This is a genomic window from Undibacterium sp. RuTC16W, assembly GCF_049339445.1.
GTDB lineage: Bacteria > Pseudomonadota > Gammaproteobacteria > Burkholderiales > Burkholderiaceae_D > Undibacterium.
The window spans coordinates 1-13057 of the sequence record NZ_JBMPPE010000009.1 but is presented as its reverse complement, the minus strand read 5'-3'; the positions used below and the strand labels follow the sequence as shown (position 1 = coordinate 13057).

10 protein-coding genes are annotated in these 13057 nt (G+C 50.1%); 4 read left to right on the top strand and 6 right to left on the bottom strand.

Annotated elements, in window-relative coordinates; translation table 11 throughout:
* Window positions 1-31: 31 nt before the first annotated feature.
* The 3 genes from ACO0K4_RS16085 (at window position 32) to ACO0K4_RS16075 (ending at window position 3333) form a co-directional block, all read left to right on the top strand.
* Window positions 32-652 (top strand): Maf family protein, encoded by a 621-nt coding sequence (locus ACO0K4_RS16085; RefSeq protein WP_422957672.1) that lies wholly within the window; start codon window positions 32-34, stop codon window positions 650-652.
* A gap of 18 nt (window positions 653-670) precedes the next feature.
* Entirely contained in the window at window positions 671-2131 is a 1461-nt protein-coding gene (gene rng, locus ACO0K4_RS16080; protein WP_422957671.1) for a ribonuclease G, read from the top strand.
* Window positions 2132-2310: 179 nt separating this feature from the next.
* On the top strand, window positions 2311-3333 hold the full coding sequence (locus ACO0K4_RS16075) for an acyltransferase family protein (RefSeq protein WP_422957670.1): 1023 nt from the start codon (window positions 2311-2313) through the stop codon (window positions 3331-3333).
* A 388-nt stretch (window positions 3334-3721) separates the two neighbouring features.
* Here the strand turns inward: ACO0K4_RS16075 and waaF are convergent, their stop codons facing one another.
* From waaF to ACO0K4_RS16050, 5 genes are all read right to left on the bottom strand, one after another.
* Window positions 3722-4813: a lipopolysaccharide heptosyltransferase II gene (waaF, locus tag ACO0K4_RS16070; RefSeq protein ID WP_422957669.1), complete on the bottom strand. Its 1092-nt coding sequence runs from the start codon at window positions 4811-4813 to the stop codon at window positions 3722-3724.
* A 2-nt stretch (window positions 4814-4815) separates the two neighbouring features.
* Window positions 4816-6552 (bottom strand): lipid A export permease/ATP-binding protein MsbA, encoded by a 1737-nt coding sequence (gene msbA, locus ACO0K4_RS16065; RefSeq protein WP_422957668.1) that lies wholly within the window; start codon window positions 6550-6552, stop codon window positions 4816-4818.
* 146 nt (window positions 6553-6698) lie between these two features.
* A complete protein-coding gene (locus ACO0K4_RS16060; protein WP_422957667.1) occupies window positions 6699-8075 on the bottom strand; it encodes an O-antigen ligase family protein in 1377 nt (458 codons plus the stop codon).
* Complete coding sequence (gene dnaE, locus ACO0K4_RS16055; RefSeq protein WP_422957666.1) at window positions 8068-11595, bottom strand: DNA polymerase III subunit alpha; 3528 nt, start codon at window positions 11593-11595, stop codon at window positions 8068-8070. The genes ACO0K4_RS16060 and dnaE overlap by 8 nt, the downstream gene beginning before the upstream one ends.
* Window positions 11596-11604: 9 nt before the next feature.
* A complete protein-coding gene (locus ACO0K4_RS16050; RefSeq protein WP_422957665.1) occupies window positions 11605-11751 on the bottom strand; it encodes a hypothetical protein in 147 nt (48 codons plus the stop codon).
* A 134-nt stretch (window positions 11752-11885) separates the two neighbouring features.
* Between ACO0K4_RS16050 and ACO0K4_RS16045 the strand changes: the two genes are divergently transcribed.
* A complete protein-coding gene (locus tag ACO0K4_RS16045) occupies window positions 11886-12812 on the top strand; it encodes a sulfurtransferase (protein ID WP_422957664.1) in 927 nt (308 codons plus the stop codon).
* A gap of 119 nt (window positions 12813-12931) precedes the next feature.
* Here ACO0K4_RS16045 and ACO0K4_RS16040 read toward each other — a convergent pair.
* Window positions 12932-13057 (bottom strand): ExbD/TolR family protein (locus tag ACO0K4_RS16040; RefSeq protein WP_422957813.1); only part of this gene is annotated, 126 nt, incomplete at its 5' end.

Sequence of the window (13057 nt, the reverse complement as noted above, 5' to 3'; positions counted from 1 at the left end):
CATATAGACCTGTGAACGTCGAGGAGACAACATGCCCATCGCCGACAATAAAATATATCTCGCCTCCAAGAGTCCACGTCGCCGCGAACTCTTGCGCCAGATCGGTATCGATTTTGAAGTAGTGCTGCTAAGGGATCTGGCGCCTCGTGGCCCCGATGTGACTGAACAGGTATTGCCGGACGAACTGCCTTACGATTATGTGAGTCGCGTCACGCAGGAAAAAGCTGAAGCCGCGTGGACCATCATGCAGCATCGCAGACTGGCGATGCGCCCTGTGCTGGCTGCTGACACGACTGTCGTGATCCATGATCAAATTCTTGGCAAGCCCGTCGATCAAAATGAAGCGCGGGCGATGTTGAGCCAACTGTCAGGACAGCAGCACGCCGTCCTGACCAGTATTGCCGTCGTCAGCACGCAAGGACGCTGGCATCTCACTCAGCGATCTGAGGTCCGATTTGCGACTTTATCCGAACAGGAAATGTCAGATTATTGCCTGTCCGCCGAGCCTTATGATAAGGCCGGTGGCTATGGTATCCAGGGAACTGCTGCGCGCTTTATTTCCCACATCAGCGGCAGTTATTCTGGCATCATGGGCTTACCCTTATTTGAGACGACCCAGCTGTTACGGCAAGCAGGTATTCATATCCCCTAATTGGCATCTTATTGATCTATGAGCGAAAATCTCCTCATCAACATTACCCCGCAAGAAACCCGGGTTGCCTTGATTTTTCAAGGCGCAGTACAAGAGCTTCATATAGAGCGCACACTGTCGCGCGGTCTGGTTGGCAACGTATATCTGGGTAAAGTTGTACGCGTACTGCCTGGCATGCAATCGGCATTTATTGATATCGGTTTAGAGCGCGCTGCGTTTTTGCATGTCGCCGATATCTGGGACGCACGTTCGCAAGAAGGCGGCAATGTACTGACGCCGATTGAAAAACTGTTATTCGATGGTCAGCCAATTACCGTTCAGGTCATCAAAGATCCTATAGGCACCAAAGGCGCACGACTCTCTACCCAGATTTCTATTGCGGGTCGCATGCTGGTCTATCTGCCGCAAGATTCTCATATCGGCATTTCACAGCGCATCGAAAACGAAGCCGAGCGTGAAGCACTACGCGCCAAAGTGCTGAGCTTGCAACAGCCTGATGAAAAAGGCGGATTCATCGTCAGAACCATGGCCGAAGATGCCTCTGACGAAGATCTGAAATCCGACGTCGAATATCTGAGACGGACATGGGCGAATATCACCCAGATGGCAAAAACTCAGCCGCCCACAACCCTGCTCTACCAGGATCTGAATCTGGCACAAAGAGTCCTGCGTGATTTTGTGAACGAAGAGACTGCAAGTATTCAGGTCGATTCGCGTGAAAACTATCAGATGCTGCTTGAGTTCGGCACCACGTATACACCATCGGTATTGCCGAAACTCCAGCATTACACAGGTGAACGGCCACTCTTCGATTTATACGGTGTTGAAGAGGAAATTGAGCGCGCTCTGGGGCGTCGCGTCGATCTGAAATCTGGCGGCTATCTGATCGTTGATCAGACCGAAGCCATGACGACCATTGACGTCAACACAGGCAGCTTCGTCGCCGGTCGGAACTTCGATGACACTATCTTCAAAACCAATCTCGAAGCAGCCCACGCCATCGCCCGCCAACTACGACTACGCAATCTCGGCGGCATCATCATTCTCGACATTATCGATATGGAGAACGAAGAACATAAAGCCGCGGTACTGGCAGAGCTGAATAAAGCATTGTCACGCGACCGGACTAAACTCTCCATCTCTAATTTCTCCGCATTAGGCCTGGTCGAAGTCACCCGCAAACGCACCAGAGAATCCTTGGCACACATCCTGTGCGAACCCTGTCCGGCATGCAGCGGCAAGGGACAGGTCAAAACCGCACGCACCATCTGCTACGAAATTTTGCGCGAACTCCTGCGCGAAGCCAAACAATTCAATCCAAGAGAGTTCCGCATCATGGCGTCGCAAGTCGTGGTGGATATGTTTCTCGAAGAAGAGTCACAGCATTTAGCCATGCTCGGTGATTTCATTGGTAAGCCGATTTCACTGCAAGTGGAGAATGTGTTTCATCAGGAGCAGTACGACATCATATTGATGTGAAAAAACTTTCTACTAAATTTAACTGTTTCCATCTAGATGAGATGGTTCAATCATTAATTTTATAAATTGATTAATCCAAGCATTAACAAAAACAGGTGACTCATTATTTTTTACTTCAAAAAAACAGCTGTATATAAGAACTGACGTCAATTTGAGCTAGCTTGAACATAACGACACAAATGAATCACAGAAATAACTGGGCTGACTACGCCAAGGCAATCGGTATCCTGCTGGTCGTTTATGCGCACGTCGCACGTGGCGCGTGGAATGCCGGTTTGCCATTAGATAAAGAAAGCTACATGCTGATCGATAGCGTGATTTACAGCTTTCATATGCCATTGTTTTTTTTCTTGTCTGGTTTATTTTTCTTGCCGTCATTAAACAAATACGGTGACATGCAACTCATGCGCAGCAAACTTAGTACGATTATTTACCCTTACCTGATCTGGTCTCTGTTGCAGGGATTCATTGAGGTATTTTTATCCCGGTATACGAACTCACAAACCAGCGTGGGCGATGTCTTGTCCTTACTGTGGATGCCGCGTGCACATTTCTGGTTTTTATACGTTCTCTTCCTGATCTTTGGCCTTGCCGTGCTGGTGCATCGCCAGCAGCAGGCCAGGCAACAAGGCATCATCTTGGTGTCGGCACTGGCGTTCTGGGTACTGCATTTGTATGTGGCGCTCCCTTTTCCTTTTGACTATCTGGCGAATTATTTTATTTTTTTCGTCTTAGGTATGAATGTCACGACGGTCTTGCGATGGATAGAAAATCGAGCTGGCAGTTGGGTATTCGGCAGCCTGATTTTATTCGGAACACTACAGTACATTTTTTATCATCGCTTGCGCCTGATCTATACCGATACGAGTGTGTTGCTCATCGTCCTGTCCTGCGCTGGAATCGTTTTAGTCAGCAGTTTGTCGATCTGGCTCAGCCAAACAAGAACCGGTGTGTGGTTGACGACAATAGGGCAATATTCCATGCCGATTTATCTGATGCATATACTCGCAGCGAGTGGCGTCAGAATTATATTGAGTAAATTTTTACATATTGATGATGTGGCGACACATCTACTGGCTGGCGTCGGTGCGGGAATCGTGTTGCCGGTGCTCGTGTATCGCGGTAGTCAAACAAAATCGCTGAGTGCACTGCGATATTTATTCACGCCACCGGCATGGCGTTTAAAAAACATATCTGCCTGAGTCTTAGTAAGTCTTACTAAGTCTTACTAAGCCTTACTAAATTTCTCAAGTCTATCTATGGGCGATTATCCCTGCAAAATTTCCGCGGCATCTATCGCTGCAATGCGTCCTTCATCGGTTGGGGCAACCGAAGTCTCAAGCAGATTGCGTATCGGGTGAATTGTCGCGACCGCATCTCATTCACTAGACTCAGGAGGTGGCAATCTTGTTCAAGATAGATCGTGTCAGCATCGGGTAACTGCGATCCCCAAACAGTAAAAATCAAGACTCCGGTCTAACATAAATATCGTTGCAGATAAGGTTCGATATCTGATCTGGCTGATTATTTTTCTGACAGATAACGGTGTTCATAGAGCATTTTCTCTACCTGATAAGACATTCAATGAGATTACTGATGCGATGCCATGATCGCCGATATCGGATGATAGACCATCTCTGTCGTCATTTTCTGCATGCAGTTCTGATGCACCAATGGACACTCGCGCTGTTTGCACGGTGCGCAGTTCAGGCGCAAGGAAAGGGAGTAGGCAATGTCAGAAAACGGTGGTGCGTGATCGGGATCGGTCGGGCCATACAGGGCAATGACGGGTCGGTTCAGCGCCGACGCGATATGCAACAAGCCGGAATCATTGCTCACCATGACAGAGGTACTGGCAATCAAGGCAATCGCCTGATCCAGGCTGGTCTTGCCGGCAAGGTGATGAATGGATGGGATGGATGGGACGGATTGCGATAAGGCCTTGATTTCATCACAGACAGCGCTGTCTTTTGGCGAGCCTAGTAAGACGATTTGTGTTGCGGGATAGCTTGCGGCGATCTGCCCGGCGAGTTGGGCAAAATGCGATGTCGGCCAGCGTTTTGCATTACCGAACTCAGCACCGGGCGCAAAGCAGATGAGCGGTTGTTCCCGCGACAAACCGAGTTGTGTATAAGTCGCTGCAATGTGCGATTCGCTCACGGATAGTGAAGGACGCGCACAAGTCGTCGTAACTTGTGGCGCAGGTTCGGCAGCTAATGCTGCATAAAACGGCACCATCGCTCGCGGTGCGGCAAGATCATCATGATGCATCATATTAATCAGGCCATAGCGGCTCTCGCCTTTGTACCCAATGCGCCGGGGAATACCGGCTAGCCAGGGAATCAGCGCAAACTTTAAGGTATTCGGCAAAATATACGCCGCAACATAATGACGCTGACGCAGTTGTCGGGCATAACGCCAACGCTCACGCAATTGCAATGCACCATGCTTAAACGGTGTCTCCAGTACCGTGTCGACCTCTGCCATCGCCCGCAATACCGGGGCGACCCAGGCGGCGGCCAGTACATCAATCGCATGAGCCGGGTACTGCTGCTTTAATAACCGCAGCAATGGTTGCGCCATGACCGCATCGCCTATCCAGTTCGGTGCGATGACCAGTAAGCGCTCAGGAGCCGGTGCCGAAGCAACTGAAGTGATTGGATTAACAGAAGGCGCATTCATAGTCAGGCCGTGAATTGCAAGCGATACAGGTTCGCATAGACACCTTCTTTTGCCAGTAACTCGGCATGGGTTCCGATCTCACTGATCATGCCGTCCACCAGCACCGCGATCCGGCTGGCGCGCTCTATGGTGGATAAGCGATGCGCGATCACCAGTGTAGTCCGGCCTTGCATTAATTCATCCAGTGCCGATTGCACGGCGCGCTCAGACTCTGAATCCAGCGCCGATGTCGCCTCATCGAGTATCAGGATCGGTGCATTCTTATAAATCGCTCGTGCTATCGCCAGACGCTGACGTTGTCCGCCAGACAGGCGACTGCCGTTATCACCGATCATGGTATTCAACCCTTCGGGCAATTCACGTACGACATCTTCCAGATGCGCGGCAGTCACTGCGGCGGCAATACGCGCAGCATCCGGTTGTGGGTCGCCATAGGCAATATTTGCCGCGACGGTGTCGTCAAACAGCACGACGTTTTGACTGACCATCGCAATCTGCGCCCGCAGACTCGAGAGAGAAATCTGATTCAACGGAATACCATCCAATAGAATCTCACCGTCACTCACCTGATAAAAACGTGGCACCAGATTCACTAATGACGTCTTACCACCACCGGACATGCCGACCAGCGCCAGTGTTTCACCCGGCTGGATGCTCAGGTTAATCCTTTGCAACGCGACTTGCTCCTGCCCCGGATAGCTAAAACTGGTATTGATAAATTCCAGCTTACCCAGAGCTCTGGCGGGCAAGGGCTTGCCGCTATCATGTTCAGGCTCTGCATCGATCATTGAGAACACCGATTCCGCCGCCGCCATGCCACGCTGCATCGGACCGTTCAGATCAGCCAGACGTTTCAGAGGCGTCAGTAGCATCATCATCGCCGTAATAAACTTAACAAAATCACCGACGGTAGTGGTGTCCGACTTGCCTTGTGCGACCGCCAGCATAATCACTATGGCGACGGCACAAGCTGCCAGCACTTGCGTAACCGGCGTCGTCGATGCGACGGCCACCGTGGTCTTCATCGCATAACCACGCAATTTTTCATTCTTTTTATCAAAGCGTTGCTGCTCGTAATTCTGGCCGCCAAAAATACGAATCACCTGGCTGGCACGTGTGGTCTCTTCGATGACCTGGGTCAGTTCGCCGTTGACTTCGAGCTGATCCTGATTGAGCTTGCGCAGGCGCTTGCTGACACGCCGCACCAGATACGCCATGGAGGGAATCAAGACAATCGTGACCAGCGTCAGCTTCCAGTTGACCCATAACAAATAGGCGAGCAAGACGACCACCGTCAGCGAATCGCGGAACAGGGTCGTGATCGATACCTTCATCATTTCCACGATTTGCTGCGCTTCAAACATGATGGTGTTGATGATGCGGCCGCTGGATTCTGTATGATAAAAATTGATAGGGACATTCATGATCCGCGCAAATACCTGAGCGCGGATATCATTCAACTGACGGGTTGCAATCCATGACATCAGATAACTTGTCGTAAATGTGCAGAGACCGCGCAAGACAAAAATACCGATGATTGCAGCAGGTACTTTCCACAACGGCAGATTGGTATGCTCGCCTTTAAAACCATGATCCAGCAGATAGCCGAAAACATGCGGAAACATTACCTCAGTCAATGCGGTACCGATCATCGTCAGTAAGGTCCATAACAGACGCTGACGGTGCTGACGCATCGACGCCCATAAGCGCTGCGCGATTTGTATCGTTTGCTGATTCATTATTCTCATTATTTTGATTATTTTGAGTAGGCTGAAGAGATTTTTTTGAACATCTCAACAGCAATCCGCTTGATCCATGCGGCTTTCAGAGCCTTTTCATGCCAGAAGGCGCATGGATAATGCGGATTCAATTTCAATTTTCTTTATTAAGTTACATTGGCTTGTCTATGGTCTGTGCCGACACCTGCCAGCGGAATCGCCAGCAAAATCATCAAGGCCATCCCGAAGACGCCATCGCGCAGGATGGCATTAAACATGCCACCGACCATCATCGTTATTCCCAGCATCGCTAGTAACATCGCTCGCTCCCGTGTTTGTGCCTGCAGGGTCATGCGGTGCGCCAGCCACAACTGGCTAAGCCAGATCCATAACAATGCCGCCAATCCGGCGATACCCAGCTCAGTGAAATACAGCAGATAATCGTTATGCGGTGTCGTCATGGTGCCGCTCATCATGCCTTTGGCGCGTTGCTGATAAAGCGGCATCCAGTTCGCAATACCATGCCCGAGTAGGACCTGCTCTGCGATGATCTGACTGGTTACTTTATAAATCTCCAGCCGCATACCGTCTTCGCCGATATTTTTTCCTTCGTTAAATGAATGCACCTGATGCACCGTACACTGCGCACGCGTTACCAGAATCTGTGCAGGTCTGGCACCGGCAAGCTGCATCTCATTTACAGCACAGGTCACTGGTGCAGGCAGACTCAACACATAGTTCCAGGTACCGACGCCAGCCATCAACAGGCAGGCCAGAACCAGCGCACTACGCCAGGACCAGCGCAAGTTACGCAAGGCCATCAGGACACATAACAAAACAAAGATCAGACTGGCGGTACGGGTTTTGGCCAGCAACAATAAGGCCAGAACGACATATGTCAATACGAACATCCTGATCAATAAATGATTTTTGCGTAAAACCAATTCATGCAACATCCAGCCGGAAGCGAGTGCCAGTAAGATACCGAGCAAGATTGACTTATTCCCCTCATAAACAACATAGCTGCGGAACAGTGTATTGGCTGGCAAGACATGCAGCAGATTCAGATAATACAAACTCGCTGCAAAGATCGCTCCGGCAAAAAAATTCTTGAGCGCTTTTTGCTGCCAGGCACCGGCACCGACACACAGAAAAGGAAATAAAAAAACATAGGTCTGATAGTGCCAGAATCCTGACCAGAATTCGCCAACGGGTCGCTCATGCGAGACCGCAGCGACGATACTGACCGCACTCAATGTCAGCACAGGCAATAACATCGGGCTGCGTCGTATCGCTTGCAGCTTCAATCGCCACGTATCATTCGACACGCAAGACAGTAACAGGCTGATGTAAAACACCAGCACTCCGCCATACATCACACCGACCGGAAAAAATAAAGTCAGTGGCAGAAATGCCAGCACCTGCTGCGGCCAGTTTGCACGTTCAGTCCACAATGGCAACCATCCACCTGACTGGGTCTGCAAGTGCGTGTCAGATTGCGGTTGCGCGGGTAGTGATCCGGTCTGTTTCATGCGGTCAGGCATATTCGATCTGCACTCTGTCAGGTGTCAGCCACTCACCGAGTTTTTGCCGTAGATTGTCGTCAGGATTGACCCGCCACTGATCTGCCAGATACAGCTCGGCGCTGGCGTCGGTATTTTGATAGCGGATCAGGACAGGGCAACCTTCCGGATTCAGGCTAGGTTTGAGAATGTCCTGCAATTTTTTCAGATCAGTTCCCGCATCCAGTGACAAACGCAAGCCTTGTGAAAACTGGACGCGTGCGCGGCCAATGTCCATGATTTTTTCGGCAGTGATTCGAAGTCCGCCGGAGAAGCGATCCTCGGACACCTTGCCTAGCACCGCCAAAAATTCATCTTCTTTAAACAAGTTTTTATACTCATCCAGCATTTCGCTATATACCGTCACATCAACGGTCGCTGTACCGTCATCGAGAGTGACGATCATGATCTTGCCGCGTTGCGTCATCTGCGTACGCAACCCGGCAATCACGCCACCGATCAGGCGCAGATCACGCGAGGGATCAAGCTTGGCGAGTGTAGTTTTAATAAACTGTCTCACCTCTGGAGCATAAGCGTCAAACAGATGGCCAGATAAGTAAAATCCCAATGCCAGTTTTTCTTCCATCAAACGCTGCTTGTCGGACCAATGATCAACCTTGATATATTCCGGCGGCGGAATCATATCGTCATCATCACCGAATAAACTGACTTGATTAATCGCAGCCTCGGCCTGCTCAGCCGCTTCCATCGCCAAAGGCACGGTTGCCAGAAGCACCGCGCGATCCTGCCCCAGACTATCCATCGCACCAGCACGTATCAGGGACTCTACCGTGCGGCGATTGACCTGACGCTTGTCAATCCGTTTTGCAAAATCAAACAAACTCAGGAAAGGTCCATCAGCCTTACGCGCTGCGACAATGCTCTCAATCGCATTTTGACCGGAGCCTTTGACAGCACCCAGGCCATAGCGGATTTGCGTAGCTTTTTTACCCGGCTCACCAACTGGAATAAAGCGGTACTCGGATTGATTGATATCGGGTGCGAGTAAGGTGAGTTTGCAAATATCGAGTGAATCCTCGACCAGAATTTTAATCTTATCCGTGTCATCCATCGCCAGCGATAAGTTGGCTGCCATGAACGCGGCTGGATGATGTGCCTTCAGATATGCAGTGTGATACGACAGCAACGCGTAGGCAGCGGCATGCGATTTATTAAAACCATAGCCAGCGAATTTTTCCATCAAATCGAAAATCTCATCCGCTTTCGCTTGTGGCAAACCGTCCTTCGCCGCACCGTCACGGAAAATCTGGCGGTGTTCCGCCATCTCTTCGGCTTTCTTTTTACCCATCGCACGACGCAGCAAATCCGCGCCACCCAAGGAGTAGCCACCGACGACCTGCGCCATTTGCATTACCTGCTCCTGATACACCATGATGCCGTAGGTTTCTGACAAAATACCTTCGGTACGCGGATCAGGATAATCAAATTTCTCACCATGCTTACGTTTGCAGAAATCCGGAATCAGGTCCATCGGTCCCGGACGATACAAGGCTACCAGCGCAATAATGTCTTCAAAGCGATCGGGGCGTGCGTCTTTCAGCATGCCTTGCATGCCGCGGCTTTCCAGCTGAAATACGGCGACCGTTTTCGCCTTGGTTAACAGTTCATACGATGGCCTGTCGTTGAGAGGCAATTTCGCCAGATCAAAATCCGCCATCGCCGGATCCAGCATCTTGATGTAGCGAACAGCACGATCCAGAATCGTCAACGTGGTCAAGCCCAAAAAATCGAACTTCACGAGACCGACTGCTTCAACGTCATCTTTATCGTATTGCGATACCACGCCGGAATCACCCCCTTGCGTGTACAGCGGGCAGAAATCAGTCAGTTTGCCTGGCGCGATCAGCACGCCCCCCGCATGCATGCCGATGTTACGGGTAATCCCTTCGACCTGTTGTGCCAGATCGAGCAAGGTTTTAACTTCCTCCTCGTTTTCCTGGCGTTCGGCAAGCAAAGGTTCTTCGACAATCGCCTCAGCAATCGTGACTTGTTTACCCGGTTTAAATGGAATTAATTTCGAGACCCCATCGCAGAACATATAACCAAAATCCAGTACGCGGCCGACGTCGCGAATCGCCCCTTTGGCCGCCATGGTACCGAAGGTCGCAATCTGCGATACCGCCTCTTTGCCGTAGCGTTCTTTCACGTACTGGATAACGCGATCACGTCCTTCCTGACAAAAATCAATATCAAAGTCGGGCATGGATACGCGCTCTGGATTCAAAAAACGCTCAAACAGCAAATTGTATTCAAGCGGATCCAGATCCGTAATCAGCAGCGCATACGCGACCAATGAGCCAGCACCTGACCCACGGCCCGGACCAACCGGTACGCCATTATTTTTTGCCCATTGGATAAAGTCCGCCACAATCAGGAAGTAGCCCGGGAAGCCCATCTTGATGATGGTGTCGGTTTCAAACTTCAGGCGCGCTTCATATCTGGGGCGATGCTGTTCACGCTTTTCCAGATCCGGATAGAGTTGTACCAGTCGCTGCTCTAATCCGCGCTGTGATTCATGTACCAGAAAATCGTTGATGGTCATGCCATCCGGTGTCGGGAAGTCGGGTAATTTCGGCTTACCCAATTCCAGCGTGAGATTGCAACGCTTGGCAATCTCGACAGAATTTTTAAGCGCACCTGGAATATCGGCAAATAACTCGGCCATCTCCGCCTGGGTTTTAAAACATTGCTGATCATTAAAACGACGTACGCGACGACCATTCGCCAGCATATCGCCCTCGGCAATACAGGTGCGTGCTTCGTGGGCAACGAAGTCTTCTTTATTGATGAACTGGATAGGATGCGTGGCAACAACCGGCAACCGCAGCTTGCGCGCCAGAGCGATCGCCTGACGCACATGAGCATCCATATTTGGCTGACCTGCGCGTTGAATTTCAATATAAAAATGGTGGGGGAAAATCGCCGCCCAGCGCTGCGCACTGCGCTCGGCCAGATCAATATTGCCATTGTCTATCGCAATACCAACATCGCCGAAGTGAGCGCCCGATAAGACGATCAGGCCTGGTTCTTCGCCCTTTTGCTGATCAGCCTCAAATAAGGCGTGCAGCCATTCGTAGCGGATCTCGGCACGACCGCGATGCTGATTGGTCAGCCAGGCTTGCGCCAATAATTCGCAGAGCTGCAAATAGCCCTTTTTATTTTTCACCAAGAGCATCAGGCGCGACGGCTTATCTCGGTCGTTATCATTGGTGATCCATGCATCACAACCAGCAATCGGCTTCACACCTTTGCTACGTGCTGTTTTATAAAATTTCACCATAGCAAACAAATTCGCCAGGTCGGTAATCGCCAGCGCAACCTGCTTATCTTTCGTTGCCGCTTTTACCACATCGTCAATGCGAACCAAGCCATCGACAATCGAATATTCAGAGTGCAAACGCAGGTGGACAAATTGCGGATGTGCAGCGGCAGACAAGGCAGGCGCCGTACTATCGTTGGTCAGTGTTAATTCAGTATTCATTCGCGTATTTTACCGTGCCGGACTGGCGAAAACGATTGCCAGTGCAGGTAAAAGTGCGGGAATCGCGATATGAATGGTGATATAACCGACAAGAGCCTGGCAGAGAGCGCCAGATAGGCAAGGCACTCCCTCGCCAGATAGCCATATATTCTGCATTGCTCATCAGGGCAAAAGCAAAGTTTGCTTATTGTGAGTCGTGACCGTTTTGTTTTTTTGAATCGCAAAACTGTAATTTTGCGTCCAGAAAAGTTTATAATGCTGCCAAATCAATGACTTACTGAATATCTACTATGTCGCACGCAACTCCCGCAATACAAACCGAAGAAACACCTTACGTTAATATTTCTGCTTATAAATTCATTACATTCGACGATACGGCTGAAAAGCGCCCGGAATTCATCGCTAAATGCCAGGAATTAAATCTCAAAGGCACTGTTTTACTCACGCCAGAGGGCATCAATATGTTCCTGGCGGGATTGCGTCATGAAATAGATGCCTATATGGACTGGCTACATACCGATCCGCGTTTTGCAGATGTCGTTGCTAAAGAAAGTTTTTCGGACCATCAGCCATTCACCAAATTGCTGGTCAAGCTGAAACCTGAAATCATCACCATGCGCATGCCCTTGATTAAGCCTGAGGAAGGCCGCGCACCATCGGTCGATGCACACACCTTAAAACGCTGGCTGGATCAAGGACATGACGATCATGGCAAAGCGGTAGTCATGGTTGATACACGTAATGATTTTGAAGTCGACGTAGGTAGTTTCGATAATACGATTGATTATCGGATCAGCAAATTTACCGAGTTCCCTGCCGTCATTGAAGCCAATCGCGAAGCATTGAATGATAAGACTGTGGTGACTTTTTGTACTGGCGGCATTCGCTGCGAAAAAGCGGCAATCCACATGCAGAATGTCGGCTATGACAGCGTGTATCAGCTAGAGGGCGGGATTCTGAAATATTTTGAAGAAGTAGGCGGTGCTCATTATCACGGTGACTGCTTTGTCTTTGATTATCGTACTGCCCTAAATCCGAAGCTGGAAGCAACGGATACCACGCAATGCTATGCATGCCGTGCAGTGGTGACGCCACGCGAACAACTATCCTCATGGTATGTTCAGGGAAAATCCTGCCCTCATTGCAAAAAACTGCAAACCAGCGAAATAGCAGGCGAAACATCTGGCGCACAAGTTGCAAACCAGTCAGCAAGCTAATTCACAAAAAATAGGCTGACAATATAAGCTGTTAATTTAAGTTCACAATCACAGCAAAAGAAAAGGCTCCGCAAGGAGCCTTTTCTTTTTAGTCAGAACATATTTTGAAGAGAATTACATCACTTCAAGAACTGCTCATTACCAACCATCCCGATCTTAGTGACACCAAGGCGCTGTGCCGTTGCCATCACATGGGCTACCGACTTGTACGCCACCAGCTTGTTGGGCCGCAGATGCACTTCCGG

Bases quoted from the DNA above. Each gene is read 5' to 3' on its own strand.
- ACO0K4_RS16085 (WP_422957672.1), top strand. From the start codon at position 32: ATGCCCATCGCCGACAATAAAATATATCTCGCCTCCAAGAGTCCACGT.
- rng (WP_422957671.1), top strand. From the start codon at position 671: ATGAGCGAAAATCTCCTCATCAACATTACCCCGCAAGAAACCCGGGTT.
- ACO0K4_RS16075 (WP_422957670.1), top strand. From the start codon at position 2,311: ATGAATCACAGAAATAACTGGGCTGACTACGCCAAGGCAATCGGTATC.
- waaF (WP_422957669.1), bottom strand. From the start codon at position 4,813: ATGAATGCGCCTTCTGTTAATCCAATCACTTCAGTTGCTTCGGCACCG.
- msbA (WP_422957668.1), bottom strand. From the start codon at position 6,552: ATGAATCAGCAAACGATACAAATCGCGCAGCGCTTATGGGCGTCGATG.
- ACO0K4_RS16060 (WP_422957667.1), bottom strand. From the start codon at position 8,075: ATGCCTGACCGCATGAAACAGACCGGATCACTACCCGCGCAACCGCAA.
- dnaE (WP_422957666.1), bottom strand. From the start codon at position 11,595: ATGAATACTGAATTAACACTGACCAACGATAGTACGGCGCCTGCCTTG.
- ACO0K4_RS16050 (WP_422957665.1), bottom strand. From the start codon at position 11,751: ATGCAGAATATATGGCTATCTGGCGAGGGAGTGCCTTGCCTATCTGGC.
- ACO0K4_RS16045 (WP_422957664.1), top strand. From the start codon at position 11,886: ATGTCGCACGCAACTCCCGCAATACAAACCGAAGAAACACCTTACGTT.